General features: G+C 40.4%; 37 protein-coding genes. 34 read left to right on the forward strand and 3 right to left on the reverse strand.

The features are described 5' to 3' along the window. Positions 1–6: 6 nt before the first annotated feature. The 34 genes from H3V00_RS08900 (at position 7) to H3V00_RS09065 (ending at position 22008) form a co-directional block, all read left to right on the forward strand. Positions 7–483, forward strand: coding sequence for a hypothetical protein (locus H3V00_RS08900; RefSeq protein WP_198207555.1), 477 nt, complete (start codon positions 7–9; stop codon positions 481–483). 11 nt (positions 484–494) lie between these two features. Continuing rightward, a complete protein-coding gene (locus tag H3V00_RS08905; RefSeq protein ID WP_198207553.1) occupies positions 495–1496 on the forward strand; it encodes a DUF2184 domain-containing protein in 1002 nt (333 codons plus the stop codon). A gap of 53 nt (positions 1497–1549) precedes the next feature. Further along, positions 1550–1861, forward strand: a complete 312-nt coding sequence (locus tag H3V00_RS08910; protein WP_198207551.1) for a hypothetical protein — start codon at positions 1550–1552, stop codon at positions 1859–1861. A gap of 9 nt (positions 1862–1870) precedes the next feature. Continuing rightward, positions 1871–2278: a DUF4054 domain-containing protein gene (locus H3V00_RS08915; RefSeq protein ID WP_198207549.1), complete on the forward strand. Its 408-nt coding sequence runs from the start codon at positions 1871–1873 to the stop codon at positions 2276–2278. A gap of 1 nt (position 2279) precedes the next feature. Continuing rightward, on the forward strand, positions 2280–2861 hold the full coding sequence (locus H3V00_RS08920) for a hypothetical protein (protein ID WP_198207547.1): 582 nt from the start codon (positions 2280–2282) through the stop codon (positions 2859–2861). After that, a complete protein-coding gene (locus tag H3V00_RS08925) occupies positions 2848–3228 on the forward strand; it encodes a hypothetical protein (RefSeq protein ID WP_232335968.1) in 381 nt (126 codons plus the stop codon). Before H3V00_RS08920 ends, H3V00_RS08925 begins: the two co-directional genes overlap by 14 nt. Further along, positions 3198–3704 (forward strand): hypothetical protein, encoded by a 507-nt coding sequence (locus H3V00_RS08930; RefSeq protein WP_198207545.1) that lies wholly within the window; start codon positions 3198–3200, stop codon positions 3702–3704. The genes H3V00_RS08925 and H3V00_RS08930 overlap by 31 nt, the downstream gene beginning before the upstream one ends. A gap of 8 nt (positions 3705–3712) precedes the next feature. Then, positions 3713–5179 (forward strand): DUF3383 domain-containing protein, encoded by a 1467-nt coding sequence (locus tag H3V00_RS08935; protein WP_198207543.1) that lies wholly within the window; start codon positions 3713–3715, stop codon positions 5177–5179. Between the two features lie 92 nt (positions 5180–5271). After that, on the forward strand, positions 5272–5793 hold the full coding sequence (locus tag H3V00_RS08940; protein WP_198207541.1) for a Rha family transcriptional regulator: 522 nt from the start codon (positions 5272–5274) through the stop codon (positions 5791–5793). Between the two features lie 3 nt (positions 5794–5796). Beyond that, positions 5797–6246: a hypothetical protein gene (locus tag H3V00_RS08945; RefSeq protein ID WP_198207539.1), complete on the forward strand. Its 450-nt coding sequence runs from the start codon at positions 5797–5799 to the stop codon at positions 6244–6246. Then, positions 6246–6653 (forward strand): hypothetical protein, encoded by a 408-nt coding sequence (locus H3V00_RS08950; protein WP_198207537.1) that lies wholly within the window; start codon positions 6246–6248, stop codon positions 6651–6653. Before H3V00_RS08945 ends, H3V00_RS08950 begins: the two co-directional genes overlap by 1 nt. An 8-nt stretch (positions 6654–6661) precedes the next feature. Further along, a complete protein-coding gene (locus H3V00_RS08955; protein ID WP_025330135.1) occupies positions 6662–6862 on the forward strand; it encodes a hypothetical protein in 201 nt (66 codons plus the stop codon). Next, a complete protein-coding gene (locus tag H3V00_RS08960) occupies positions 6843–9275 on the forward strand; it encodes a glycoside hydrolase family 19 protein (RefSeq protein WP_198207535.1) in 2433 nt (810 codons plus the stop codon). Before H3V00_RS08955 ends, H3V00_RS08960 begins: the two co-directional genes overlap by 20 nt. Then, positions 9272–9709 (forward strand): hypothetical protein, encoded by a 438-nt coding sequence (locus H3V00_RS08965; RefSeq protein ID WP_198207533.1) that lies wholly within the window; start codon positions 9272–9274, stop codon positions 9707–9709. Before H3V00_RS08960 ends, H3V00_RS08965 begins: the two co-directional genes overlap by 4 nt. A gap of 58 nt (positions 9710–9767) precedes the next feature. Beyond that, on the forward strand, positions 9768–10358 hold the full coding sequence (locus H3V00_RS08970; protein ID WP_198207531.1) for a DUF4236 domain-containing protein: 591 nt from the start codon (positions 9768–9770) through the stop codon (positions 10356–10358). 573 nt (positions 10359–10931) lie between these two features. Next, positions 10932–11438 (forward strand): hypothetical protein, encoded by a 507-nt coding sequence (locus tag H3V00_RS08975; RefSeq protein ID WP_110413954.1) that lies wholly within the window; start codon positions 10932–10934, stop codon positions 11436–11438. A 103-nt stretch (positions 11439–11541) separates the two neighbouring features. Continuing rightward, entirely contained in the window at positions 11542–12186 is a 645-nt protein-coding gene (locus tag H3V00_RS08980; protein ID WP_198207529.1) for an RDD family protein, read from the forward strand. Between the two features lie 61 nt (positions 12187–12247). After that, entirely contained in the window at positions 12248–12532 is a 285-nt protein-coding gene (locus H3V00_RS08985; protein WP_198207527.1) for a HigA family addiction module antitoxin, read from the forward strand. Positions 12533–12612: 80 nt separating this feature from the next. Then, positions 12613–12822, forward strand: coding sequence for a hypothetical protein (locus tag H3V00_RS08990; RefSeq protein WP_084585036.1), 210 nt, complete (start codon positions 12613–12615; stop codon positions 12820–12822). Next, positions 12819–13451, forward strand: coding sequence for a type II toxin-antitoxin system death-on-curing family toxin (locus tag H3V00_RS08995; protein WP_198207525.1), 633 nt, complete (start codon positions 12819–12821; stop codon positions 13449–13451). Before H3V00_RS08990 ends, H3V00_RS08995 begins: the two co-directional genes overlap by 4 nt. A gap of 98 nt (positions 13452–13549) precedes the next feature. Beyond that, positions 13550–14176: a phage baseplate protein gene (locus H3V00_RS09000; protein ID WP_198207517.1), complete on the forward strand. Its 627-nt coding sequence runs from the start codon at positions 13550–13552 to the stop codon at positions 14174–14176. Beyond that, on the forward strand, positions 14173–14451 hold the full coding sequence (locus H3V00_RS09005) for a hypothetical protein (protein WP_198207515.1): 279 nt from the start codon (positions 14173–14175) through the stop codon (positions 14449–14451). The genes H3V00_RS09000 and H3V00_RS09005 overlap by 4 nt, the downstream gene beginning before the upstream one ends. Further along, complete coding sequence (locus H3V00_RS09010; protein WP_198207513.1) at positions 14441–15337, forward strand: hypothetical protein; 897 nt, start codon at positions 14441–14443, stop codon at positions 15335–15337. Before H3V00_RS09005 ends, H3V00_RS09010 begins: the two co-directional genes overlap by 11 nt. After that, a complete protein-coding gene (locus H3V00_RS09015) occupies positions 15315–16025 on the forward strand; it encodes a phage baseplate protein (RefSeq protein WP_198207511.1) in 711 nt (236 codons plus the stop codon). The genes H3V00_RS09010 and H3V00_RS09015 overlap by 23 nt, the downstream gene beginning before the upstream one ends. Further along, positions 16022–16375 (forward strand): hypothetical protein, encoded by a 354-nt coding sequence (locus H3V00_RS09020; protein WP_174829849.1) that lies wholly within the window; start codon positions 16022–16024, stop codon positions 16373–16375. Before H3V00_RS09015 ends, H3V00_RS09020 begins: the two co-directional genes overlap by 4 nt. Beyond that, entirely contained in the window at positions 16372–17568 is a 1197-nt protein-coding gene (locus H3V00_RS09025) for a baseplate J/gp47 family protein (RefSeq protein ID WP_198207509.1), read from the forward strand. Before H3V00_RS09020 ends, H3V00_RS09025 begins: the two co-directional genes overlap by 4 nt. A 20-nt stretch (positions 17569–17588) precedes the next feature. Further along, a complete protein-coding gene (locus H3V00_RS09030) occupies positions 17589–18197 on the forward strand; it encodes a DUF2612 domain-containing protein (RefSeq protein ID WP_198207507.1) in 609 nt (202 codons plus the stop codon). 128 nt (positions 18198–18325) lie between these two features. After that, positions 18326–19264, forward strand: a complete 939-nt coding sequence (locus H3V00_RS09035; protein ID WP_198207505.1) for a phage tail protein — start codon at positions 18326–18328, stop codon at positions 19262–19264. Positions 19265–19274: 10 nt separating this feature from the next. After that, entirely contained in the window at positions 19275–19916 is a 642-nt protein-coding gene (locus tag H3V00_RS09040) for a hypothetical protein (protein ID WP_025330145.1), read from the forward strand. A 44-nt stretch (positions 19917–19960) separates the two neighbouring features. Next, entirely contained in the window at positions 19961–20437 is a 477-nt protein-coding gene (locus tag H3V00_RS09045; protein WP_025330146.1) for a hypothetical protein, read from the forward strand. Continuing rightward, positions 20437–20769: a hypothetical protein gene (locus H3V00_RS09050; protein ID WP_025330147.1), complete on the forward strand. Its 333-nt coding sequence runs from the start codon at positions 20437–20439 to the stop codon at positions 20767–20769. The genes H3V00_RS09045 and H3V00_RS09050 overlap by 1 nt, the downstream gene beginning before the upstream one ends. 191 nt (positions 20770–20960) lie before the next feature. Then, a complete protein-coding gene (locus H3V00_RS09055) occupies positions 20961–21242 on the forward strand; it encodes a BrnT family toxin (protein ID WP_198207503.1) in 282 nt (93 codons plus the stop codon). Then, positions 21239–21451, forward strand: a complete 213-nt coding sequence (locus tag H3V00_RS09060; RefSeq protein ID WP_025330149.1) for a BrnA antitoxin family protein — start codon at positions 21239–21241, stop codon at positions 21449–21451. The genes H3V00_RS09055 and H3V00_RS09060 overlap by 4 nt, the downstream gene beginning before the upstream one ends. 410 nt (positions 21452–21861) lie before the next feature. Then, a complete protein-coding gene (locus tag H3V00_RS09065; RefSeq protein WP_198207502.1) occupies positions 21862–22008 on the forward strand; it encodes a hypothetical protein in 147 nt (48 codons plus the stop codon). Between the two features lie 126 nt (positions 22009–22134). Here the strand turns inward: H3V00_RS09065 and H3V00_RS09070 are convergent, their stop codons facing one another. The 3 genes from H3V00_RS09070 to H3V00_RS09080 all read right to left on the reverse strand — a co-directional run bounded on the left by H3V00_RS09070 (position 22135) and on the right by H3V00_RS09080 (position 24599). Further along, entirely contained in the window at positions 22135–22833 is a 699-nt protein-coding gene (locus tag H3V00_RS09070; protein ID WP_025330150.1) for a S24 family peptidase, read from the reverse strand. Between the two features lie 263 nt (positions 22834–23096). Next, entirely contained in the window at positions 23097–23363 is a 267-nt protein-coding gene (locus H3V00_RS09075; RefSeq protein WP_198207501.1) for a S24 family peptidase, read from the reverse strand. A 516-nt stretch (positions 23364–23879) separates the two neighbouring features. Further along, positions 23880–24599 carry a helix-turn-helix transcriptional regulator gene (locus H3V00_RS09080; RefSeq protein WP_025330151.1) on the reverse strand — a complete coding sequence of 240 codons (720 nt, stop codon included), beginning with the start codon at positions 24597–24599 and terminating at the stop codon, positions 23880–23882. Between the last annotated feature and the right edge of the window lie 268 nt (positions 24600–24867).

Here is a 24867-nt window from a genome sequence, read left to right on the forward strand (position 1 = left end):
TTAAAAATGGGATTTCAAACATATTTAAATAATGATCTGCCGGTTGGTGTTGAGGGTGATTTTGCCTCTACCAATCCCTATTACTCTGTACTTGCTGGTGAGGGACAAATCAAAGCTGGTGAAAAAGGCGTAATTGTTGGCAGCTTTGCCTGGTTCGATCCTGAAACAGGATTGGCGACTAATACCAAAGTTACCAATGGGTTAATCGGGTTTGTGCGTCGCGATAATACCGCACTCCTTAATGAATATCTGGCTGAATCCAGTCTAATTATTCCAAAAGGTTTTATCGTAACACTTTATGATGGCGGCGATTTTTGGGCGCGTTTCGCTGGTGGCGCAAATATCGGACAGAAAGTTTTTGCCAATACGGCTAATGGCAGTGTTGTTGCTGCTGATACAGCACCTGCTGATTACGAAGAAACAGGCTTTATTGTGGCCAGCAAAGCAGAAGCCGGCGCATTAGCCAAGATTTCAAAACATTAAAAGGGTTTAAAATGGAATTAAATTTTAATACTTTAAATCAACGTGCAGGGATTGTATTTGCAACGGGTAAGGCTCCCGTAGAGCTAACCGATAAAAATCGAATGGCGCTGGCTATGGATAGTGCCAGCAACCTGCAAACTTCGCCAAATGCCGGTATTCCCGCTTTGTTTACAACTTATGTTGATCCAAAGGTTATTGAGGTATTGGTAACGCCAATGAAAACGGCAAAAGCATTCGCTGAATGTAAAAAAGGTGATTTTACCTCAACAACAGTGACATTTCAGGTACTGGAAAGCACTGGTGAGACTTCGTCCTATGGTGATTTCAATAATAACGGACTAAGTGATGCGAATGTTAACTATCCGTCTCGTCAGCCTTATCACTACCAGACATTTATTCGTATTGGTGAACGGGAATTAGCAATAGCTGGTGCTGCCGGACTGGATTGGGCAAGCCGTAAGCAGATTGCGGCTGCCTTGACTTTAAATAAATTTCAGAACAAGAGCTATCTTCGCGGAATTGAAGGCTTGCAGAATTACGGCTTGATAAATGATCCGCGACTATTGCCGTCAATAGTTGATTCATCATGGGAGAGCATGGACGGACAAGAGGTTTATGATTCAATCCAGCGGCTTTTCGCTCAACTCATAAAACAAACGGAAGGTTTGGTTGATCTTGAAACACCAATGACTATGCTGTTGTCTCCAAATGCATCTGTACAACTAACGAAAACCAATACCTACAATGTAAACGTGACCGATCAGGTTAATAAAAATTTCCCGAATCTGAAAATAGTCACAATACCGGAATATAAAACCGAAGCTGGCGAATTAGTTCAGTTAATTGTAGATGAGTACGAAGGTCAGCCGACAGTAGAACTGGGATTTACCGAAAAAATGCGCGTACACCCGCTGATTCAGATGTCATCAGGTTATGAGCAGAAGCGGTCACAGGGAACATTGGGAGCTATTATTTACCGGCCGCTGTTTATTGCAAGCATGCTGGCTTCTTAATTTTTATATAAAGACGACCACCCTTAGGGGTGGTTTTTATTTTAGGAGTTCATATGTCGAATGACACAGTTATTATTGGTTGCAAGATAGCTAATGGCTTGCTTTTACAGGTTGATGATAAAACCGTAAAGATTAACGGGTTTAATACATCTAATGTTATTGGTGGGCATGGTATTACTGAAAATGTGCCGGCGGATTTCTGGCAGGCATGGCTGGTCAAAAATAAGGATCGCGATCTCGTTAAAAACGGGCTGATTTTTGCGCATGTCAACACCAAAGACACTACGGCAGAAGCTAAAGAGAAACGCAAAACTAAATCTAGCACAGAGCCTATTACGCCACCCAAAGACAACGAGCTGGAATAAGGTGCAACTATGAGCGGTATTGTTCAGTTTAACCTCTTAAAGTTCCGGGAACTGTACCCAAAAATCATTGCAACAGATGATCAGCTTAGTATGTTTTTTATTGAAGCCTGCATGCAGTGCAATAACACCGATAAAAGCATTATTAAAAATCTTGATGAGCGTGAATTGATGCTGTTTCTGCTGGTGGCGCATATTGCTACCTTACAGCAGCGTACAGACAGCGGTAACGAGGCGGTCGGTCGTATTGCCAGTGCTTCTGAGGGCAGTGTGTCTGTATCACTGGATAATGGCCAGACTACCCAGTCGGAAAAGTGGTACCAGCAGACACCATACGGGGCGCGCTACTGGGCATTGATCAAACAATACCGCTCATTCTTTTATGTGCTCGGCAAGTTTCCCATGCCAGTTAGGCGTTAGTATGAAAAAAATCGGTGATTTATCGGATGCACTGAAAAAATATGCAGCCGGCAAAAATAAAAAGGTGCGGGCAGGTATTTTTGAGAGTGCAACCTATGCACAAGCAGATAAAGAGCCTTTACATGTTGCGCAAGTTGCTTATTGGAATGAATACGGCGCACAGATTCAGGTTCCGGAACATCAGGTAACCGTTTACCGGCTGGTTAGTGAAAAAACCGGGGATTTCCGGCTTAACGGTCGTTTTGTTAAACAGTCTAAAGCCAATTTTGCCACTACTCATACCGTACCGGCGCACACAATCAACATTCCGGCGCGCTCATTCTTTCGTAAAACAGTACGGGTGAATAAGGGCAAATGGATTAGGGCTTTACCGGGTCTGGTTAGCCAGCATGGTGCAGCTAAAGGACTGGAACTGGTCGGCGAGGCGATGAAAGGCGATCTGGTTGAATCAATCATGACATGGACAGACCCACCTAACTCTAAAGCGACTATTGCCAGAAAAGGCAGAGACGCTCCATTGCGTGACACCATGCAGATGTCTAGATCGATCGGTGTAGAGGTATCAGATAATGATGAATCTTAGAGGAATGGCTAACAGCATTATTGCTGGGGTTAATCCTAATCAGGAGGCAGTATTAAAAATCAATTCCGGCTCAGCAGTAGATGAATCCGGTGCCGTTGTGCCATGCTTTGAGGAAAAGCCTATAACTATTCAGTTGCAAAGCATTTCCTCCGCCGATCTCGAGCACCTTAACCTGATTAACCAGCAAGGGCAGTTTATCTATGCCTATCTAACCGGTCAGATAGCTGCAATCCGCCGCTCACAGGGCAAAGGTGCGGAACGGGTAATTTTTACCGCATACGGCGAAAACGAGACCTCAGAATGGATGGTTAAACAGGTGCTGGAATCCTTTCCGGCATGGTGCAAGGTGCTGCTATGGCGACAGTAACGCATAAACAGATTTACACAGAAGTCCGCGCATATTTGCTCGGGCTTTTTTTATGCCCGCCTGAATCAGTCATACAGGGTTATCAGAATGATGCACCTTTGCCTGATCAGGCAATTGTTATGTCAATTCTGTTTGAGCAGGCACTGGATGTCTCCGCGCATTATTACGAGCTGGCAGACAATCAGACCTTTGTGCAGCAGTCAGTTGAGATAACCATGCAGATTGATTTTTACGGGGCTGATTCAGGCGATAAAGCGCGCAAGCTGTGCAATCTCTGGAAAAGCCACTATTCCACGGCGCGGCTGATCTCCTGCCAGCCGCTTTACTGCAAAGACCCTGTGCAGATGACGTTTATCAATGAGCAGTCACGTTATGAGCAACGCTGGATGGTTGAACTGCTTTTGCAATACAACCCTGAATTTACGCATGAACAGACTTATCTGGACATGCCGGTTATAACTTTGAAAAACCTATAGGAAATATTATGTTACCTTCAATTCCTGCAAGTAATATTGTTACCGTCAATCCGGCGGTAATCGGTACAGGCGGTGATGCGCTGGACTTAAATACCGTTGTACTGTCAGATAGCAGCATTTACCCGATAAATCAGTATGCCAGTGCCGCCGATGTAGGCACTGTATACGGTTATAACAGTAAAGAGTATCAGTTTGCTCAGTGTTATTTTGATGGTTATGTCGGTTCAACTATCAAGCCCTCAACCCTGTTTATCGCCCGATACAATCAGACAGATATTAATGCTCAGCTGATTGGTGCCAGTGTTAAATCATTGCAGTTGCATGAACTGCAAGCCATCAAAGGGGAAATAACCCTAACCATAGACGGCACGGTAACCACTGGTACAGTCGATTTAAGCAAAGCCAAAAGCTTTAGTGATGCTGCGGTAAAAATCAAAGAGGCTTTAACTAACGATGTTGTCTTTGATACGCAGTTACAGGCATTTATTATCAGTTCGCCGTCTGTTGGTGCAAGTTCGGCTATTTCCTTTGCCAGTGGAACAGCAGCAGAAGCCCTCTGCCTGACTGAAAATACTGGGGCGATTGTTGATAATGCCACTAAGGCAGACAGTCCGGATTCTGTAATGGAGCGTGTATCAGGCTATACCCTGAATTATGCTGTTATTACTACCATTGGCGATGCATTTACTCAGGATGTTCTGAAAGCACTGGCTAAGTGGAACAGTAAACAGAATAGCCGTTACTGGTTTGTTTATTATGCGCAGGAGCCCACAGCTCTGATTGCCAATAACACCAACTGCTTCGCCTCATGGCTGAAAGAAAATGCCATATCCGGAACAACAGCGATTTACGGCACGCTCGAACAGGCTGGACTGGCCTGCGGTTATGCAGCCTCCATCAATTTTAGGGAATTAAACGGTCGCTCGACTATGGAATTCAAGCGGCAAAGCGGTATCGCCGCCTCTGTCACCGCCCTTAAAGATGCCACAGCACTGGAAAGCAACGGCTACGCCTATTATGGCGCGTGGGCAACAGCGAATGAGCGGTTTATCTTTTTCAGAAATACCAGAGTAAGCGGCGATTTTGCCTGGGTGGATACTTACCTGAATCAGGTGTATTTCAACGCTCAGCTGCAACTGGCGTTTATGAATATGCTTATCAGCTATAAAGCTATCCCGTATAACGCGCAGGGTATAGCTATTCATCGCGCAGCCGCACAAGACCCGATTAATGAAATGCTTAATTTTGGCGGTATCCAGCGCGGGGTAAACCTTTCCGAAGCGCAGAAATCGCAGATTAATTATGAGGCCGGTTTTGATGCAGCGCGGCAGATTGAAACAACCGGTTACTGCCTGCTGATAAATCAAGCTTCAGCACAGGTACGCGGTCAGCGCGAATCATTGCCGTTAAAGCTCTGGTATGCAGACGGCGGCAGTGTTCATACTGTGAATCTGGCTTCTATCGCGGTGCAATAACACTGAATTCAAATAAGGGAACAACCCTAAAACCACCCTGAAAACCCGTACAGATGTACGGGTTTTTATTTATTCATTTTAGGAAGACAACAATGCAAATTGAATTACCTGAAAATTCAGTATTTGTACATGGCGAAGAATTGAAAACAAATAGCCTTAAAGTGGCTGGTGCATTTGGGAAGAAACACTTCCATGTAATGCGTGATATTAAGAATATTACAGCACAACTACCTGATTCTTTTATCCAATCCAATTTTGGATTGGTTGAATATATTGATGGTAAAGGCCAACTTCGCCCAATGTATGAGATGACCAAAGACGGCTTTATGTTGCTGGTGATGGGTTACAGCACTGAACAGGCTATGCAGATTAAAGTGGCATATATCAAAGAATTTAATTGCATGCAGTCCATGCTCAATAATCTAAATACATCAATAATGACTAAATTGCTGGCTGCGCTAGAAGCAGAAAAACAGTCATTTGCCACAGCGAGCCTAGCCGGCAAAATTCTACGCAAACGACAAACTGAAAAGCCAATTAACCAGGCAAAAATAATGTCTTATATACAGCAGTTACAGCCCTTATTAAACAATTTTGAAGTTTTAGGAGATTAAATCATGCCAATGGGACATAACCCGCTAACGATTACATCTGCCAATTCCGTACTTATGGTGCGCTGCACAGGTGTATACGACAACTATATTACGATGCAAGGCTTTCAGGCGGATAACGCATGGGGCTTTGGTGATGCAAACATTGCAGAAACCCGCATGGGTGTGGATGGTAAACAGTCAATGGGCTATACGCCGCACGAAGTGGAATGGACGCTGCATTTAGAAGCAAACAGCCCGTCAATCGAGCATATGGAGAATATCCGCAAAGACTTTAATGCCAACATGGAAACACGCCCGATTGATATTGTGGTTGAAATTCCGTCTGTAAAAAAACGCTATAGCGCCACTGGTGCATTAGTTAAATTAACCGGCGGGGCTTCCGGTCAGAAATTACTGGCAGGCAGCCAGTACACATTCAGATTAGTTCTGAATGGCGCAGAGGAGACTAACTAATGGCACGTAAAACAAAAACAATTCAAATAGATACCGGTCGCGATAAAGGTAAAACTTTTCTGATCACTGAAATGCCGATTATACAGGCGGATAAATGGGCGCAGCGTGCCCTGTTTGCCCTTGCCGGAAGCGGCATTGATACAGCGGGTATCAATCCAAACGGCGGCATGTTGGAAATGGCAAAACTGGCCATTAGTGTTATCGGAAAGATAGACCCGCAAATAGGCGGTGAATTACTGGATGAACTACTTACCTGCGTGAAGATAGTGCCATCTGGCGGACTAGCGCGCAGTCTGGACATAGAAAGTGACATTGAGGATTTAAAAACACTGTTTGAGTTACGCAAAGAGGCTTTACTGGTGCATATCGATTTTTTAGCGGACGGCAATTCCCCAGATACGAACTAACGGCGGGATTGCCTTTCCGTGAAGGCGTACTAGCACAAACAGTGAATGTCTCTTCTTTAGCCAGTCAGGTTATTACAGCCGGACTGGCTTCTTACGTTGAGCTTGATAGTGTGCTGGGGCTTGAGGATGTCCTGAATATTCTTGAGGTTTATCAGGTTTCTGAACATAACAAAATGTTGGTGAATAAGTATGACAACGAATATAGTTGAACAAATGCTTGTCGAGCTAATGCTTGATACATCTAAATTTGCTGCGCAGGCAGATAAAGCGGAAAAGAAAAATCAGGCACTCGAAAAGTCTCTGGATAAGACCGAAAAAGCCTCAAAGCAGGCAGGAAAGGCTAACGAGGAACTAGCGAAGAAATATCATTCCTCTATCGAACAGACAGCAAAATTCGGTCAGGCCATTGCAAAAGTAACTAAGGAGTTAACCGGATTTTTTGCGGTTATCATTGGCTCTACAGGCCTGTTTAAACTGGCTAATGATGCTGCGCATGCCAATATGGAAGTGTCAAAGCTTTCCGGGCAGCTAGGTATGGCTACTGCGAGTATTACAGACTGGCAGAATGCGGCAGGCGCTTTCGGTGGCAGTTCGCAGGGTATGACAGCCTCTTTAACCGGCATTAAGCAGGCTATGAACGGGCTGGTTATGTTTGGTGACGCCAGCATGCTGCCTTATTTCAATGCCTTGGGCGTCAGTGTTGTTGATAATGCCGGTAAGGTTCGCAAGCTGGATGATGTAATGCTTGATCTGGCTGATTCATTCCAGAAAATGCCAAAAGAACAGGCTTATACAATCGGTAAAAAAATGGGCTTTGATGACGGCACAATCAACGCCTTAATTTCTGGTCGCAAAGAGTTACAGGAAATTCTGGATATTCAGAAAAGAATGTATCACTCAGACGGGGAAGCCATTGCCCGTAGTCGCGAATTAACCAAACAGCAGGCGATATTGAGCGCACACTGGCAAAGCATGAAGCAGTTGGTGGGTGATGCATTAACGCCAATACTGCTTACTCTGATTAAGGTAGTAAACAGCTTCTTTGATTTTCTGCAACGGCATGAAAAAGTTATTAAGGCAGTATTCCAGACCGCAGCCATCGTAATCGGTATGCTACTGATTCCTACCTTACTTAGTGCCGGACGTGCGCTGCTAGGGTTTGTTGCTCCGTTTGCACCGGCAATTGCTGCGGTAACAGCTCTGGCGGGTGCCTTTTTGCTCCTGTACGACGATTACGACACTTGGGCTAAGGGCGGTAAATCTCTGTTTGACTGGGGTGCATTCAGTACTGCTATTAAAGGCATCAAAATATCTGTTGATACTCTGTGTACTGCATTTGGTAATATGGTTAAAGCGGTGAAAAATAACGCTATTCCTGCCCTGAAAAGTTATGCGGAGGCTGTAGGCATACTAGCACACGATGATTATAATGGTCCCGACAAACAGGTTGAGCAAGCAGAGCAAGCTAAACAGGTTGAACAGGTTGAACAAGCTAAACAGGTTGAACAAGCTAAACAGGTTGAACAAGCTAAAAAAGCTAAGCAAACCAAAAAGGTTGAACAGGCTAAAAAAGCTGAGCAAACCAAAAAGGTGTCTGGTACTTTTTCTGATATTGTAATAGGGGCAATTGCTGATGCGACAGGACAAAAGAAAGAAGATGTAGCAGATTTCGTTGGTGAAAGTATGTACAAGCTATTTCATGGCGGTAAGGATTACTTTGAACAGAATAGTACTCAAAAGCCTGTAAAAGCTAATACTAGTCGAGGCTCTGTTGCCAAAGGCTCAGTTACTGAAAGTAAAGGTTCTTTTGCTCAGGAATTGAATGCAGCAATGGATAGATATGGAATAAAAGACGCAAAGGCTCGCGCTTCATTCCTATCAAATGTCGACAATGAGACCGGTGGAGGGAAAAAACTTACTGAAAATCCAAACTTTTCACTTAAACGTTGGAGGGAATTGGCTAATAACCAAAAAAATATTAGAAATTGGCTTAATGCTCATAAAGATAATCAAGATGCTGCATTTAAAGCTTTATCTCAACAGGATAAGGTTAATATTATGTACAATAAAATGATTGGCAATAAATATGCAGATGATCCATGGAAATTTAGAGGGCGCGGAGGAATGCAGCTTACCGGACGTGCAAATTATCAAGCCTATGCGGATTATTCTGGTAGGCAAGATATTATGTCTAACCCTGATTTAATAGCAACAGATCCTCGTTTAGCTGCTGATTCTGCTGCTTGGTTTTTTATGAAAAGGAGTAAAGCGGGACAACAGGCACAAGCGGGTGATATTGCAGGTGCGAGAAAAACGGTAAACGGCGGCACTATTGGTATGAATAACTACATGAGGCTGTATGGTCAATATTTGCAAGGGAAAGGAGTGCTGTCAAATAACAACATACAAGAAAATGCTTTAAAGGCTCAAAGTATGATTGCATACGGGCAACGAATGCAAACTGCTCCTGTGACGCATAATGACAACAGAAAATATGTTAATGTTAATATACCAAATATGAATGTTAACACTTCATCAAATACAGTTAGCGGAAATACTGTAGCAGCGATGAAAGAAGTACAAAACTATACGTTTAATCAACTTGGAGTATCGATGACATGATAAAAAAAATAATTGTGGCTGTTTTAGTATCGACCATATCTGTATCTGGATTTGCAGCTAATCATTTAATTTTTTCTTGTACCAATAATCAAGGCAAAAAAGTAGAGGTTAAAGAGATTGGGAAAAATATACAGTATAGTTTTGGTCGTCCGGGAAATCCTGAATTAGTTTTTAAAAATTCTAAAACACAAGTTGCAAAACAGACAAAAGAAAATCCCCCTCTGAATTATCATGAGCAATGGATTGTTCTAAAAAACGGAGAGTATATATATATGCCAAGAACGTATATTGGGAATCCAGATAAAAACGGCAAAATTGCAACTGAGGCTAGCGTGTCGGTTAAGCGAAATGATAAAGAAATATCTAGTATTATTTGTGATAAAAGAAAAAAAGATTTATATATAAATTTTGATGAGGATTTATCTGGATACTAAATAAACTCTTGAGGGCATACAATATAAAATTATATTTATCACAAAGGATAGGGCAGGCATGGGATGGAGATTTCGTAAAACAATTAAGCTTGCACCAGGTTTAAAAATTAATGTAGGCAAGAGAGGAATAACAAGTGCAACGATAGGTAAGCGTGGTGCCAGTATCAATATTGGGAAAAGGGGGACATATGCAAATTTAGGTATTCCAGGAACAGGGCTGTCTTATCGCAAAAAAATAAAATCGAAGGGGACTGGAAATATGAAAGCCAGTAAGATAAACCAATTAGAAAAATTAGAAAGGCTGCATAGTAATGGAAAGATTTCTGATTTTGAATATCAACAATTACGTGCTGATATTTTAGGTTATTCATACTCAAATGAAGAAGTCCCTAAAAAAGGTTGTTTTACTTCACTATGGACATTAATAAAATGGATATTTTTTATTTTCGTTTTATTCATGGGATATTCAATTTATCAAAAGCATAATTCTCAGCCAAAAGTAGACTCCGTTAAATCGATTAATTTACCTCCTCCTAATACTATTGAGGAAAAAGTAATTGATAGACGTCTTCGATATGATGAAAATGTAGATAAAACAGATAAGCACAAAAACAAGAAAGATAACAAATCGCTTGATAATTTGTTTTAAAAGTTGGTTCCGTAACACAATCAAAACCACTCTTCGGAGTGGTTTTTTATGGCAAAAAAATGCCCGCAAAGATTCGTACTCTTTGTGGGCTTTGTTATTCAAAGAGCGCTTGAACAACATGGCTAATGATAAACGATTTACATTTAAGTTTCTAGGAGTGCATATGGAAGCTATTAATTTCACACCCAAAGAATTACGCAAAACCATGTGGACGGCTGCATTAATTATTCTGATGATTATAATTGCGTGGAGGTTGCCTGAGATTATCAGTGCTATCAGATAGTGAATTTGTAGCCAAAGTGTTCGGTAAAGAGCGTTGCAATGTTTTGGTTAATATAAAAAGCATGTTTATGTTAATATAAAAGCATAAATGTTAAATATTTATCAAATACTGTTAGCTTGGATACTATAGTCGCGATGAAAGAAACACAAAACTATATGTTTAATCAGTTTAGAGTATTGATGACATGATTAAGAAATTAATTGTTTCAACAGCCATGCTGTGCACTATCGACAGCGTGCGATTTAGAAAATAAACAATTATATATTTAATTAACTTGAAAGTTCTGTTATATGAAAAAACTATTACTTGCTGTTTTGGGATTATGTATCAGTTCATGCGTTTTTGCCGAAATATTCAGACCTAAAGTGAACTACATAAAAAGAATTTATGAAGAAAGCATAAGACTTGAAAGCGGAGGAACAACTTATAACCCTCATTTTTATTTAAAATATTTTGATAGCAACCTCAGAAAAATATACGAAAGAGATGATGAATACCAAAAGGCAACTGGTGGTATAGCTTGTATTGATTATGATGTTTTATGGCAGGGGCAAGATTTAGATCCAAATGCTAAGCTAACATTTACCCAGCCAACCGGAAATAAAGTTAAAGTAACAATCGGAGCTACAAAAGGGTTTGAAAAACGCTCGGTTACTTATCAGGTTATATGTCTAAAAGAAACTAATGATTGCAAAATCACTGAGATATTTGAAAGAGGGAAACTTTTCACAAAAGATAAATCTAAATGTCTTGATGATTTTTATCGCACTGAAATCAAAAAGCAACGACATAAATAAACTATACGTTTAACCAATTATGTCAAAGAACAAAATTCAGTACTATTGTTATTCTAAACATAATTATTGTATATTGATTTTATAATAATTTATTGAGAATAGTATGAGTGTACGTGATTTTACAAAAATACAAAATCTAAATAAAGATGGCAATACTGCACAAGATTATGTGGCGGCTACTCCCTTAAAACGATTAATAGCAGGCATAATCAATATACTATTATTTTTTATTCCTGCAAATGTCGTATATATCTTTTTTCATACTAAATATATTAAAGCTATTTTTGCCATTCCTTTTGTTTGTCTCACACTAGCTAGCATTATATTTTTAATGATTCTTCCATTCTGGCAATGTTTCTGGATGTGGAAACGGGGGCAGTCTATAGGTAAAAAAATAATGGGTATTAAGGTAATACGCCTTGATAACAGATCGCCTGATTTTTGGAATAATGTGATAAAAAGGGAATTTATTTATTATATATATATGTATATTCTTGCAAGAAGTTGTTTTTATTCACAAGGTCTGCAGGATGTGTTTTTTTATATATGTCTCATGTTTATGCCACCTGATTTGTTTTTTTCAGTAGAGACTGCTCCATTAGTACCTTTGCTTCTTTTGATAGATATATTCAATTTGATGTGTTTATATCGTTTATTTTCGAATAAGTTTTTATCTGTAACTTTACAGGATAAACTTGCAAAAACTAGGGTAGTACAAAATGTCTCAAATAATAAGCTTATTATTTGATTCTAATCACAATAAAACCACTCTTCGGAGTGGTTTATCTGGGTTTTAGGAGGTTAAGCGTATGAGTATACACAATCCTTGCCATGCAGGTGAAGTATTAAAAGAATATTTAGGTGAGACCAGCATCAGTACAGCCGCCAAACATTTAGGAATAAAACGGCCAGCTCTATCTAGAATCATTAATGGGAAAGCTGGAATTAGTACTGATATGGCAGTAAGGTTATCCATCTTATTGAATACCAGCCCGCAATTCTGGATTAATTTGCAGGTTAATTATGATTTATGGATAGCTAGTCAGAAATCATACGCCGATGTAGTTCCACTAAATACGGTATTATCCACCTAACAAAACAAGCCGGTACTATTCCGGCTTTTTATACTCTTATTAAAGTGTATGATAGAATAAAATAATTTGAGGAATAAATTATGGAAAATATTGAGAAAAATCTTAGTATTATAAAGTCATTAGAGACAGATATTATCAATAAAGTTTCAGCCAAAGCAGATAAGATATTTCAGGAATCTATGGAGGAAAGACAATTGAGAATGAAAACGGTTGATGCAGATAAAGCCTTTGATGAATTACTAAAAAAACCAGAAATATTAAATGTATTTATTCGTTTGCGTGATAAATGAATTCAATTACGTATATTACATTAGAAGAAGCTATTGCCAAACATGATGCAATAATTTTGGCAAGCGGAGGATTATTAGGGCTTCGTGATGAGGGATTGTTAATTAGTACTTTAACACTGATTCAAAACGATTTGTATTATCCAACATTTTCTTCAAAATTAGTTCATTTAATCTTTTCAATAAATAAAAATCATTGTTTTATAGATGGTAATAAACGTGCATCAGTTAGCTTAGCGGGATCATTTCTGTTAAAGAATGGATTGCCATCTGAGTTTGTTTCAGATTTCATTATTACGATGGAAGAAGTAGTTGTATGGCTTGCAAATGATGAAATTACTAAAAATACTCTAGCATTAATAATAATGTTTTTATTTTGTAAATTTGAAAGTGATAAAGATGATCATTGTTTGTGGATTAAAAAGCTTGTAATAACTCAGAGAGAGATAGAAAAGAACTATCTTAATATAATTCAAATGGCTAATATTATGATTAGCGAATTAAAAAAAACGAATCGGATCAATGAAATACAAATTCATGAAGATAGAATAACTAATGCAGAAAAAGAGATACGTTCAGCACAAACGCAAATAAAAATATGGGAATTGATATTAAAATTTCTTCAAAATTAATTTATTAGTGTTTTTTCTTTTATTTTAACGGATTCAAGCCAGCCATGTGCTGGCTTTTCTATTGCAGCCTTCGGGCTGCTTTTTTATTGGAGTAAACTATGCTGCCAATTGACGGTATTCCTAACATACCAAACTTTAAAGGCTTGAATGTTGCCGGTACTAATGCCCTGATCAGTCTGGGTGGTGCCGCATTGATAAATGCCGTATTCGGTAATTACTGGGGTGTATTTAACGAGTACGGAATACCTATTCTGCTGGCTGATAACGTCACCTCTCTCAAGTACAGTAATTCCGCCAAAATAGCACAGGCACCGGTTGAAAAAGGCTCATTCGCCTGTTACAACAAAGTCGCCAATCCGTATAAAGCCACCGTACAGCTTACCAAAGGCTCAGGAGGCACTTTAATGCGCGGCGTATTTCTCGGACAGATTGAAACACTGGCAGCCAGTACATTGCTGTTTTACATCATTACACCTGAATATGTTTATACCAACGCCTGTATTGTTGGTTACGACACCGCGCGTGAAGCGTCAGACGGTGCGCAACTGATTAAAGTAAATCTCCATCTAGAAGAAGTGCGCGAAGTGGTAGTGAAATACGATACCGAAGAGGTAAAAAATCCTGATGATGCAAAAGAAAGCGATGGTGGAGAAAAACAGCCCGAAAAACCCGGGGAATCTTTGTTATCTCAGGCTGTAAACGCTATTAAAGGGTGGTTTAAATGACAACAGTAACCATACCGCTGGATGCTAATCCTAATCAGAATATATCTTTTGTGATTAACGGCAGTCGCTGGCATATCCGATTGTTTACGCGGCTCGGGCAGCTTTTTGCCAGCGTAGAAAACGACAAAGAAGGCGTACAGGTACAAAACCGCGTCTGTCTCAACGGAACGCCGATAACCAGAAATCTTGTATTCATAGATACACATGGCAGCGATAACCCGGCTTACACCGGCCTGAATGGCCGGTTTGTTTTGGTATATACCGATGAAACGTAAACAGATAAAAGTAACCGTTACCCTGCGGGACAAGGACAAACAGGGTGAGCAGATTGTTTTTACCGGCAACTATAACCAGATCAGCGCAACCGGCTTTCGTGTGATGTGTAACATCATGTTCGGTTACGGCTCAGTAATGCCGGTAGCACAAATACGAATCTACGGGCTGGCATTAGAGAAAATGGCCAAACTGTTCCGTGTGCACTGGAATACGCTTGATGCACTGATGAACAGGGTAAAAGTTGAAGTCGGAGAAGAGAGTGATCAGCTGATTACTGAATTTGAGGGCAATATTACTTTTGCGACAATGGATTTTTCCGTGGCTCCCGATGTCTGTCTGGTTATTGAATCTCAGGCGGCCATTCTGGAGTACAAAAAACCGCAGCCGCCATATGAAAAAGAAGGTGAGGTGGATATTGCCGATGCAATCAAGGATATCTGCGACAGTATGGGTTATCAGCTTGAGAATAACGGCGTATCTGCAATCCCCAAAAATCTGACCTTAAACGGCTCTAATCTGGATAAGCTTAAAACGCTTGAACATGATTTTGAGTTTGATATGTACATTGAGAATAACCTGATTGCGGTTACACCGAAAGGCGGCTCACGCAACATCAAAATTCCGGTCATTACGCCCGCCTCAGGATTGATCAGCTATCCGGTACCCGATATACGCGGCGTAACTTTTAAATGCCTGTACGACCCGTTATTGCGTTTCGGCGGTATCTGCAAGATACAGGATAGCCAGGTTGAAGTATGTAACGGCGAATGGCGCATATACGGCATGCATAAAAGCCTTGAATCCAATCAGCCGGACGGGAACTGGTTTTGTGATATAGCCGCAACATGGAGAGACAGCAAAGATGCAGCAATCAGCAGAATATGAAAATCTGGACAACCTGAATATCAATCATTCACTAGGCGGAGCAGCAGAATTTAACGCGGTTATTTCCAACCTGATATCGCGGGTTCAGACCGTAACCCTTGTCAAAGTGCTGGCGGTTTCAGGTACCGGTGTCAGTCCGGTGGGTGAAGTAAACGTACAGCCGCTGGTGCAGATGCTTGACGGTGCAGGTAATGTCTACTCACCAGGCAGAATATTCAGCGTTCCGTATTTCCGCTTACAGGGCAGCAGCAATGCGGTTATCTGCGATCCGGTCGCAGGCGATATCGGCTTATGTGCTTTTGCCTCACGCGACATATCCGCAGTTAAGCGCAATAAAGCCGAATCCGCACCCGGCAGCCGCCGCCAGCATGACTGGAATGACGGGCTGTATATCGGCGGATTTTTAAACGGTACACCGCAGCAGTACATTAGTTTTTCAGACAGCGGCATAGTGATTCACTCACCGACCAGTATCACGCTGGAGGCACCATCAATCAACATGCAAGCTTCAGCGGTAACTACTACGACAGGCAGCTATGCGGTCAATGCTTTACAGACCGCACAGTTTACCGGTGGCGGCGGTATCAGTGCCGATGGAGATATTAAAGCCGGTTCAGTCAGTCTGCAAAATCACACTCACAAAGGTGTAACTACTGGCAACGGCAATACAGGGAAGCCCAATTCATGAAAACATTATTTTTAATGCCTGATACATGGGATCTGGTGCTTGATGCTAATGGCAATATTGCTGTCGCTGAAAGTACCTATCAGCAAGCACAGGACATTGCCAGCGCCTGCCGTACCATAAAAGAAGATATGTATTTTAACCAGCAGGAGGGAATACCGTATTTAACGCGCATTCTTGGCAATGGTCGCTATCCACTGGCTTTATATCGCAAACATCTTCATGATGCCGCGCTGAGCGTCCCCGGAGTCGTCACAGCTCAGGCAGAGTTAATGCTTGACGGTGACCGGATTATCCACGGACAGATTAAATTTACCAACAGCAATCATAAAACGGGAGTAATTGGTTTATGAGCATTCCGCAATTACAGGTTACTGATAAGGGGATTATTGCACCGTCTACAGATGAAGTAATTAGTGGCTTATGGGAACTGTTCAGAAATGCTTTCGGGCAGGACTTGAATACGGCCATGAACACACCGCAAGGGCAGTTAGTAACTTCTCTGGCTGCCATTATTACCGATGAGCGCAATCAGATGATAACCCTGCTGAATCAGTTCGATCCGCGTTATGCGCAGGGTATCTGGCAGGACGGGCTGGGTTATATTTATTTTATGACCCGAAAGCAGGCTACACATTCCAGTGTAATGCTGGTGCTGAACGGGCTGGCCGGGGTAACTATTCCAGCCGGTACGGTATTTAACGACGATAACGGTAATAAATGGCAGTTAACTAACGAAGCAACCATAACTCAAGACGGTAAAGTAAGCGTGCATGCGCAGTGCGTATCTGCCGGCAATATCAATGCCGTACCCGATACGATAACCGGTATCCCTAAAGCAATTACCGGCTTAGATCGGGTAACCAACCCATATGCTGCCATTGCCGGGGTCGAGGAAGAAAGCCGTCTGGATTTTGAAAAACGCCGGCGGGCATCGGTAGCGATTAACAGCAAAAATACCAATGCCTCAACTTATGGTGCAGTGGCTGATTTAGCCGATGTTAAAGATGTGTATGTTATCGACAACCCGACAGATGAGACTATACAGGTTGGTACTACCAATTATCCGGTCATCCGTAACAGTATTCTGGTTTCTGTAGTGGGCGGAGATGATGAAACCATTGCTCGTACCATTTTGAACAAAGCCGGCTCGGGCTGTTCTTTTAATGGCAATACAGAATGCGTGATAGCGGATACAGAAAATTTCCCCGTCAGACCGCCGACATACACCGTAAAATTTTTACGACCGGCTTTTGTGCCGGTTTTTTTTCAGGTTATGGTTGATGATCCTGATTTGCTGTCATATCAGGATAGCGAAGCTGTAAAAGCGGCCATTATTACCGGTTTTACAACCGGACCCGCAAAGGCCGCAATCGGACAGCCGGTTATTGCTTCTAAATTCATCTGTCCGGTTGCTGCTGCTATTCCTCATTTAAGTGTAGTGTCCCTGCGGGTAAGTAAGGACGGTAAAAAATGGGCAGACATGCTCGAAATCGGCGTGGATGAATACCCGGCAGCCTCAATTTATCAGATTAAAATATCATGAAAAATATTCAAGACACTTTAATGTCACAGTATGCAAACAGTCCGGTTATCTGCAATCTGATTGACAGCATGAATGAATGCATAGACCCTGCCGGATCAATTGATGATTTTTACCGGCTGGCTTTCAATGTGAAAACTGCACAGAGTTTCGGGCTGGATATCTGGGGGCGGATTGTGGGGGTGAATCGCAATATCAGTATTCCGCCTGATGATATCGATACTTTCGGCTTTAAAACCAGTCCGCAGGCTTTCCAGCCATTTAACAGCTATCCGTTCAGTTCGGCAGGTGCACGGTTCAGTTCCTATCATTTATCGGATGAGCGTTTCCGCCTGCTTATTATGATTAAGGCGGCTGCCAATATTCTTCATGCAACAGCACCGAATATTAATAAATACCTGCGCATGATATTTCCTGAGAAGCGCGTGTATTTTTTAATTACCGGCCACATGAAAGGGCGGTATTTTTTTGAATTTACGCCCAATAAATTTGAAAGGCATATTATCTATAACCTGCAATTATTACCGCGCCCGTCCGGCGTTTTAATTGATTATCGTGAATCCCCGCCTGCGGGGATTTTTGGTTTTTCCGGAACAGGTTTTCAACCATTTAACCAGGGAAGTTTCGCATGAGTAAAAATCCAGTATTAATCCCGCAGGCATTTGCGGCTAACGGCAGTAAAAACAATATTCAGAACACCCGGCAGCCCGGATAAGATCCGGAGGATGCAACATGGAGCGACGGTTTTCCGAACGTAACCATGCAGCCGGTAGAATCGGGCGGCCTGCCTCCAAAGGGTATGGACTTTAACGGCATTCTTAACGCCTTATCCGCCACTATTGTACATATGCAGAAAGGCAATCTGTTCTATTTTGATAAAGCCTACTGTGATGCTTTTGGCGGGTATCAGAAAGGTGCGGTATTGCTGGCTGATGATGGCACGAAAGTTTTTATCTCAGTTGCAGATAAGAACACCAATAACCCTAATCAGAATCCCCAGTACTGGGAGGTTATTGCCGGCATAGGACTTAACGCTGTTACAGCCTCAAAATTACTTGATGGGCGCAATATCGGCGGGGTTTTCTTTGATGGTACACAGGACATAGATCTGCCCGGCGTGAATACCAGAGGTAACCAAGATACAACAGGCAATGCCGCAACTGCCACAAGGCTACAGAATGCAGTCTGTATTAATGGCATACCGTTTGACGGTAGCAAAGATATTAATGCCACGCCTGCCGGAGCTGTGCAGTTTTTCGCTATGGATACCGCACCTGTCGGCTGGTTAAAGGCTAATGGCGTAGCAGTATCACGCATATCATATGCCAGTCTGTATGCGGCTATTGGTACACGCTTCGGTGCAGGGGACGGGAAAACTACCTTTAACCTGCCGGATTTAAGAGGTGAGTTTTTACGCGCATATGATGAGGGTAGAGGCGTTGATGATGGCAGGCAGTTGGGTACCACCCAGTCAGATACAGTACAGCGTATGACTGGTGAAATTGGTGATATCACTTTCGTGGGTAAGGATTATTCCAATGGTGTTTTTAGCAGAGAGAATGTGAGTACAGCAAAAATCGGAACGGTCACACCATTAACACTAAACTTTAAAGTTAAATTTGACAATGCGGAAGTAGCAAGAACATCAGCAGAAACACGACCACGCAATGTTGCACTGCTTGCCTGTATTAAAATTTAAGGAGTAATGAATGAAAGAATATTCACCAACTATTCCCGTCTGCCAGCTGGACGAAAATAACTATTTTATCGGTATGACTATAGCGGATTTAGACCCTCTTAACACGGATGGTAATTACCTGATACCTTGGCTGTGCATCATCGCTGATGAGCCTGAATTAAAAGCAGGCTATATTCCGCAATGGTTGGGCAACGTCTGGAAATATATTGAAGATCATCGCGGCGAAACCGTTTACAGCAAACAAACCGGCGAACGCATTCGCATATCTGAACTGGGAGTGCTACCGGATGATGTAACAACGCAGGCGCCATTACCCTATAGCGAATGGTTAGAAAAGGCAGAAACATGGATAGAAGTGTCTAATGCCGATGAATTGCGTCAGCTCGATAAAAGAAAAAATGCCGGTATGCTGAATCGCAGCCAGATATTAACTCAGATTGAGCTGGAGTACGGGAAAAATAAGGAAAAACTGGTGGAAATCGCTGAGCGAGAATTAACTGGTATTCATCTGATTAAAGTGCGTAATGCCATCATGGAAGCACAGACATTCACACTGGAAAATGATGATATCTGGCAGTTTTTTACTGATACCTTGGATATTGATCAGGACAGGCTGTTCCGGCTATGGGAAGAAGCTAAAAGCAACTATTAACTGATAACCGCTGAAAAGCGGTTTTTTTATGGAGTAAATATGTCATGACAAAAGTGATTAAATGGTTTTACTGGTTACTGGACTTCCGGTTTTTACCGGACAGACTGCAAAACTGGCTGTTCGGTACCGGTACGCGAATAATCGAAGTACTGAACGGATTCGCTATGCTGGGTTTTGCGCTGGTGTTCGGCCTGCATGGTGACGAGATAATTAAGGAGGATCTATACGGCAAATTCCCGCATTTATACCCTAAGGTGTTTGTGACCATTTTAATTGTGGTTGCCATCGGGCAACTATTTACTGCCTTTTGTCATTCCAGCCGCAGCAATATTCTTTCCGGTTGCTGCCTGTTATGGTCGGCACTGATCTGGTTTGTGATATCCGGAACATTTATCGCCGCCTATCCGCCACTGTCCACAGGCATGACTACCTATCCGCTGATTGCCATCATATGCGCACTGGTTGGCAGGAATCTGATTAAAAACACGCAACAGGCAGAAGATAAAAAAGGCGGGAAATAATGAATGAAGTTTTTACACTGTCCAACTGTTTCGCCCTTGCTGGTGGCTTTCTCGGCTCACTGGTAGTGTCTGATTACCGACGCTATGGCGTCATGCTCACTGTGACATTCATCATTATAGGCATGGTTTTTTCAGCCGCAGTAACAGAGTATTTCTTTACACAGGATCACCCGTGGCTGTTTGCCGGTGCTGGTGTGTTTGCCGGTATGGCCTCAAAATCTCTGTTAGACGCATTCAAAGCAACTGCGCCGAAGCTGGCTAAAAAACTGATTAATGCTGTGTGTAACAGGGCAGAAAAGATAATCGGTGATACAGATGATAAGCATAAATAGTGATTTGATTGTAGTTTTTTGATTATTTAACTGATTTAAGCCAGCTAAATGCCAGCTTTTCTATTTGGAGCGCTGGTGCCATTGATACAGTTGTAACTATAGATGATGTGAAAAAATCATCTATATGAAAATTAACTACTTGTTATATATTTAAAATATAAATATAATATATTTACAACTAAGGGGATAGAATGATTAATGGCTTTGAATGGAATCAGGGAAAAGCAGCAAGCAATATCAAAAAGCACGGTGTATCATTTGATGAAGCTGTTACAGTATTTTGGGACGAAAATGCCTTGATAATTAATGATCCAGATCATTCCGAAGATGAAGACTGTTTCATATTGCTAGGGATGAGTGAGAATTTACGCATATTAGTGGTTATTCATTGTGAAAGAGGCAATACAATCCGTTTGATTTCAGCAAGGACGGCCACCAAGCAAGAACGCAAACAGTACGAGGCACATTTATGAAAAAAGAGTACGATTTTAGTCAAGCAAAACGCAATCCGTATTCCGGACAGTTAAAGAAAACAATCACTATTCGGATTGATGAAGATAGTATTACTTATTTCAAAGATATGGCTGATGAAACCGGATTACCGTATCAGGTTTTAATGAATATGTATTTAAAAGATTGCGCCGAAAATAAGCGTAAGCTTGATATTAAATGGACTAAGTGAGTTTTGGGGAATTGAATAAGCTGCCAGTAGGCAGCTTTTTTATGGCAAAAAAATACCCTCAAGACGGAGGAGTTTTTGAGGGCTTTAAATTAATTAAAGGGGATTAAATTTAATAATACATTAATAAATGTAAATAGTCTATACATAGCAGCCGTTCTCTGAACAATTTACGTGATGTTAATGCCAATCTGGTTAAGGTCGTTAAACGAGCCATTGAAATCTCTAAGCAGGATTTTACCGTTTTTGAGGAGAAAAGAAGTAAGAAACAGTGTTTCATCAATTATGGTAAAGGACGTACTGCTATTGAATGTGTGAAAAAGGGAGTTGATCCGAAATACGCGCGGCCGAATGAGAAAAAAGTGACTTGTGTAAGTACACCGCTGGCGAGTAAGCACGCAACAAGGCGCGCGGTGGATATTTATCCGTACCCTATCAATAGGAAAGATAACGACCCGAAGAAATTCGCTGCAATTAATGAAGCCATGCAACAGGCAGCCAAGGAGCTGGGCGTAAAAATCAACTGGGGCGGCAACATTTATCAAGGTATTGCCATTTAATATGTGCGAATTTTGATGTCCTCCACACTATAAATGACTAGATTTTCGGCTATTTAGATAAAATAGCAATTTAATGTAATAATCTCTCTCTTTTTCTTTTCTTGCAATTTAAAACATAAATTTATGTTATAGCAAAACTGACCACCAAAATATTTTTCCAATAACAGTAATTGCTCCTGTATCAACCTCTTCATCAGGATATGAGTTAAAATTATAACTTTGTATCAGAATTTTGTTGCCAGGTCGTCTTTTTAGGATTTTGATACATAATAAACCGTCATGATTAATTGCGTATAATTTACCATCTTTAATCTGAGTATTACTCGTATTGATTCCAACAATTGCTCCATCTGGAATAGCTGGTTCCATACTATCATTATCAGCCACAATACATACTAAACATCTTAGATCAATACCTTTTTGATTTAACATTGTTCGTGAAAAGCGCATTTTCATATTATTAAAATTTTGTATATCTGATACAAATCCGTTACCTGCGCTTAAAATATTATCCGTATAAAAAGGAACTTCAATCTCATCATTCCCCAATGGGCATGATTCGTCATATATATATCTGGGTGCTCCTAAATGAAAGGCATTTGATTGATTAATTTTGATTTTATTGTCTTCTTCTTTAGCTAACCAACCTGATGGTAGATTTAAAGTTCGTTCTATATGTAAAGCCAAAACGTCGCCAACAGCCCTGCGATTAGTTACCCATTGATTAACTTGAGCTGGAGATCTTTTAATTGCCTCTGCAAATTTTACTTGGCTTCCGTTGAATGAATTATTTATTAAATACAATATTTTATCTCGTCTATCCATTTTTAAATCCTAATATTAGAGTTGTGAATTATAGTTAATTGTAAAATCTATTGTTTACCTAGAAATTGATCAGCTGTGTAACATTTAGAATTAATTAGTTTTTCTGCCAAGTTTATTATGGTTGCTTGGAATGTATACTATAGAGATTTAGATGTCCTTCAAACAAAAAACACCGGTAAACAGCTGCCGGTATTTACATGCAAAAATACTGTGTTAATACGGCTGAAATCATTTAAATAATGAAAATAAACTGTTAATTTAAATTATATATCAAAAAAATCTAAAGGTAATGCTTTCCAAAATTTACCGTGAATTATTAATCGATCTAAATCATCTGGTGCAATATCAAAATCTGTATATGAATAAAGTTTATTATCAGATATTACATTGATTACCCCCGATTTCCCTCTTGCTAGTCTTTTAATATAGGTATAACCATCAAATGTTATAAGATAAACTCCGCTATCTTGAAATTTATCTATATCAGTTTTAATGAATGTTATGGAGCGTCTGGGTATAGTAGATTCCATTAAATCCCCGTCAGGAGGCATAAGCTAAACACTTTGTAAATTTGTTGTGCCCAATAGCTTTATAATAGCATCGTTAGGAATCTCAACTGTCCTAAGAAGTACTGTACTGGAAATTCAGAAATTATGGTTCCTTGACCGCAAAAAGCACTCCTATCATATAATTTCAGGATTGTAGAATTGCTATTTACTGTTTCCAATGTGCTTGATTTTTGAGCTAATGAATCAGTGTCATTTGTTTTATATTTTGGATCTGTTCCATCTACTAACCATTGAGCTGAAAAAGCTGTATTTTTGACAGTTCTAACAAAGGTTTTTTACTAAGCCTGTATCACCATTAAACCATTGATTAACCAATTCTTTACTAAACTTAGCAAGATTGGCTAGTTCGATTTGTTTGCTGAGCCCACACTTAGCCATTAATTCTATTAAACGATCTCTTAGTGTACTAGGCATTTTATTTGTAATAAATATCGATAGAAAGTTTTATTATAATTTATTCTTAAATAGATCTACGCATTAAGCTAAAACAGACCACCAAAACACCCTACCAATTATATGTATTTCTTCCCGATTGACTTCTTCGTCCTTATATTCTGAAGAATTAAAACTTTGGATCAATAATTTGTTTCCTGGGCGTCTTTTTAAAATATTTATACGCAGTAATCCATTATGGTTTATTGCATATATTTTGCCATCTCGAATATCTTTATCATCTGTATTGATCCCGATAGTACTGCTATCTGGAATAACAGGATACATACTATTGCCATTTGCTGTAACGCACACAACGGATTCTGGATTAATGCCGTGCTTTGCAAAAATAGAACGCGCAAAACAAAGTTTATATATATTGTAATCTTTGATGTATTCTGCAAAATCATTACTTGCCGAAAAACTAATTTCCTTATAAAACGGTACTTCTATTTCAATGTCACCTGAAGGTTTAGAATAGCCCCAGATTTCTAGAGTGCCGAGATACACAGAATTTGATTTTGAATTTTTTTGGTGTTCTTGATCCATCCATCCCTTAGGTTTATTCATGGCTTCTTCTAATTTTGAAGCCATATTTGATCCGATATTTTTTGCTTTGCCATTTTGAACAGGTGTGCGATTAATGATTTGATATAAGTAACTAGACTGTTTATATCCTGCTCTTTTAGCTAGTTGCGTTACACCTCCAGCTTCTTTGACTAATAGGTTTAAATTTTCAAGTCTTATTTTAGATGTAATTTTCATAACTTATCCTAAATAATTTCCAAAACACAATTCTAGTTTTGACTTTTTATTTTCACTAGTTTTTTATTAAAATTTTATCAATATATTCAAAAGATAAAAGGAGCGCTTTTATAGCGGTTTAATTATCAGGGATTGTCGTGTTTTATTTGCTTTAATAACTAAAAAAGTCCCGGTTAAACGGGGTGTAACTATCCCCTAAAATAGTACAGCAAGAAAGTAGAAAATTCTCTATGATATTTTTAAGGAGAATTTCAATATGAAAAAATTT

The organism is Snodgrassella sp. W6238H11 (assembly GCF_016100525.1).
Taxonomy (GTDB): Bacteria; Pseudomonadota; Gammaproteobacteria; order Burkholderiales; family Neisseriaceae; genus Snodgrassella; species Snodgrassella alvi.

Coding starts and splice junctions, on each gene's coding strand:
- H3V00_RS08995 (WP_198207525.1), top strand. CDS start 12,819: ATGAATTCAATTACGTATATTACATTAGAAGAAGCTATTGCCAAACAT.
- H3V00_RS08925 (WP_232335968.1), top strand. CDS start 2,848: ATGATGAATCTTAGAGGAATGGCTAACAGCATTATTGCTGGGGTTAAT.
- H3V00_RS08975 (WP_110413954.1), top strand. CDS start 10,932: ATGAAAAAACTATTACTTGCTGTTTTGGGATTATGTATCAGTTCATGC.
- H3V00_RS09030 (WP_198207507.1), top strand. CDS start 17,589: ATGTCACAGTATGCAAACAGTCCGGTTATCTGCAATCTGATTGACAGC.
- H3V00_RS09015 (WP_198207511.1), top strand. CDS start 15,315: ATGCAGCAATCAGCAGAATATGAAAATCTGGACAACCTGAATATCAAT.
- H3V00_RS09025 (WP_198207509.1), top strand. CDS start 16,372: ATGAGCATTCCGCAATTACAGGTTACTGATAAGGGGATTATTGCACCG.
- H3V00_RS09010 (WP_198207513.1), top strand. CDS start 14,441: ATGAAACGTAAACAGATAAAAGTAACCGTTACCCTGCGGGACAAGGAC.
- H3V00_RS09055 (WP_198207503.1), top strand. CDS start 20,961: ATGATTAATGGCTTTGAATGGAATCAGGGAAAAGCAGCAAGCAATATC.
- H3V00_RS08940 (WP_198207541.1), top strand. CDS start 5,272: ATGCAAATTGAATTACCTGAAAATTCAGTATTTGTACATGGCGAAGAA.
- H3V00_RS09080 (WP_025330151.1), bottom strand. CDS start 24,599: ATGAAAATTACATCTAAAATAAGACTTGAAAATTTAAACCTATTAGTC.
- H3V00_RS09070 (WP_025330150.1), bottom strand. CDS start 22,833: ATGGATAGACGAGATAAAATATTGTATTTAATAAATAATTCATTCAAC.
- H3V00_RS08985 (WP_198207527.1), top strand. CDS start 12,248: ATGAGTATACACAATCCTTGCCATGCAGGTGAAGTATTAAAAGAATAT.
- H3V00_RS08905 (WP_198207553.1), top strand. CDS start 495: ATGGAATTAAATTTTAATACTTTAAATCAACGTGCAGGGATTGTATTT.
- H3V00_RS09020 (WP_174829849.1), top strand. CDS start 16,022: ATGAAAACATTATTTTTAATGCCTGATACATGGGATCTGGTGCTTGAT.
- H3V00_RS09075 (WP_198207501.1), bottom strand. CDS start 23,363: ATGGAATCTACTATACCCAGACGCTCCATAACATTCATTAAAACTGAT.
- H3V00_RS08970 (WP_198207531.1), top strand. CDS start 9,768: ATGGGATGGAGATTTCGTAAAACAATTAAGCTTGCACCAGGTTTAAAA.
- H3V00_RS08980 (WP_198207529.1), top strand. CDS start 11,542: ATGAGTGTACGTGATTTTACAAAAATACAAAATCTAAATAAAGATGGC.
- H3V00_RS09050 (WP_025330147.1), top strand. CDS start 20,437: ATGAATGAAGTTTTTACACTGTCCAACTGTTTCGCCCTTGCTGGTGGC.
- H3V00_RS09000 (WP_198207517.1), top strand. CDS start 13,550: ATGCTGCCAATTGACGGTATTCCTAACATACCAAACTTTAAAGGCTTG.
- H3V00_RS08910 (WP_198207551.1), top strand. CDS start 1,550: ATGTCGAATGACACAGTTATTATTGGTTGCAAGATAGCTAATGGCTTG.
- H3V00_RS09060 (WP_025330149.1), top strand. CDS start 21,239: ATGAAAAAAGAGTACGATTTTAGTCAAGCAAAACGCAATCCGTATTCC.
- H3V00_RS08965 (WP_198207533.1), top strand. CDS start 9,272: ATGATAAAAAAAATAATTGTGGCTGTTTTAGTATCGACCATATCTGTA.
- H3V00_RS08915 (WP_198207549.1), top strand. CDS start 1,871: ATGAGCGGTATTGTTCAGTTTAACCTCTTAAAGTTCCGGGAACTGTAC.
- H3V00_RS09040 (WP_025330145.1), top strand. CDS start 19,275: ATGAAAGAATATTCACCAACTATTCCCGTCTGCCAGCTGGACGAAAAT.
- H3V00_RS08900 (WP_198207555.1), top strand. CDS start 7: ATGGGATTTCAAACATATTTAAATAATGATCTGCCGGTTGGTGTTGAG.
- H3V00_RS08950 (WP_198207537.1), top strand. CDS start 6,246: ATGGCACGTAAAACAAAAACAATTCAAATAGATACCGGTCGCGATAAA.
- H3V00_RS08935 (WP_198207543.1), top strand. CDS start 3,713: ATGTTACCTTCAATTCCTGCAAGTAATATTGTTACCGTCAATCCGGCG.
- H3V00_RS08990 (WP_084585036.1), top strand. CDS start 12,613: ATGGAAAATATTGAGAAAAATCTTAGTATTATAAAGTCATTAGAGACA.
- H3V00_RS09045 (WP_025330146.1), top strand. CDS start 19,961: ATGACAAAAGTGATTAAATGGTTTTACTGGTTACTGGACTTCCGGTTT.
- H3V00_RS09005 (WP_198207515.1), top strand. CDS start 14,173: ATGACAACAGTAACCATACCGCTGGATGCTAATCCTAATCAGAATATA.
- H3V00_RS09035 (WP_198207505.1), top strand. CDS start 18,326: ATGCAGCCGGTAGAATCGGGCGGCCTGCCTCCAAAGGGTATGGACTTT.
- H3V00_RS08930 (WP_198207545.1), top strand. CDS start 3,198: ATGGTGCAAGGTGCTGCTATGGCGACAGTAACGCATAAACAGATTTAC.
- H3V00_RS08960 (WP_198207535.1), top strand. CDS start 6,843: ATGACAACGAATATAGTTGAACAAATGCTTGTCGAGCTAATGCTTGAT.
- H3V00_RS08945 (WP_198207539.1), top strand. CDS start 5,797: ATGCCAATGGGACATAACCCGCTAACGATTACATCTGCCAATTCCGTA.
- H3V00_RS08920 (WP_198207547.1), top strand. CDS start 2,280: ATGAAAAAAATCGGTGATTTATCGGATGCACTGAAAAAATATGCAGCC.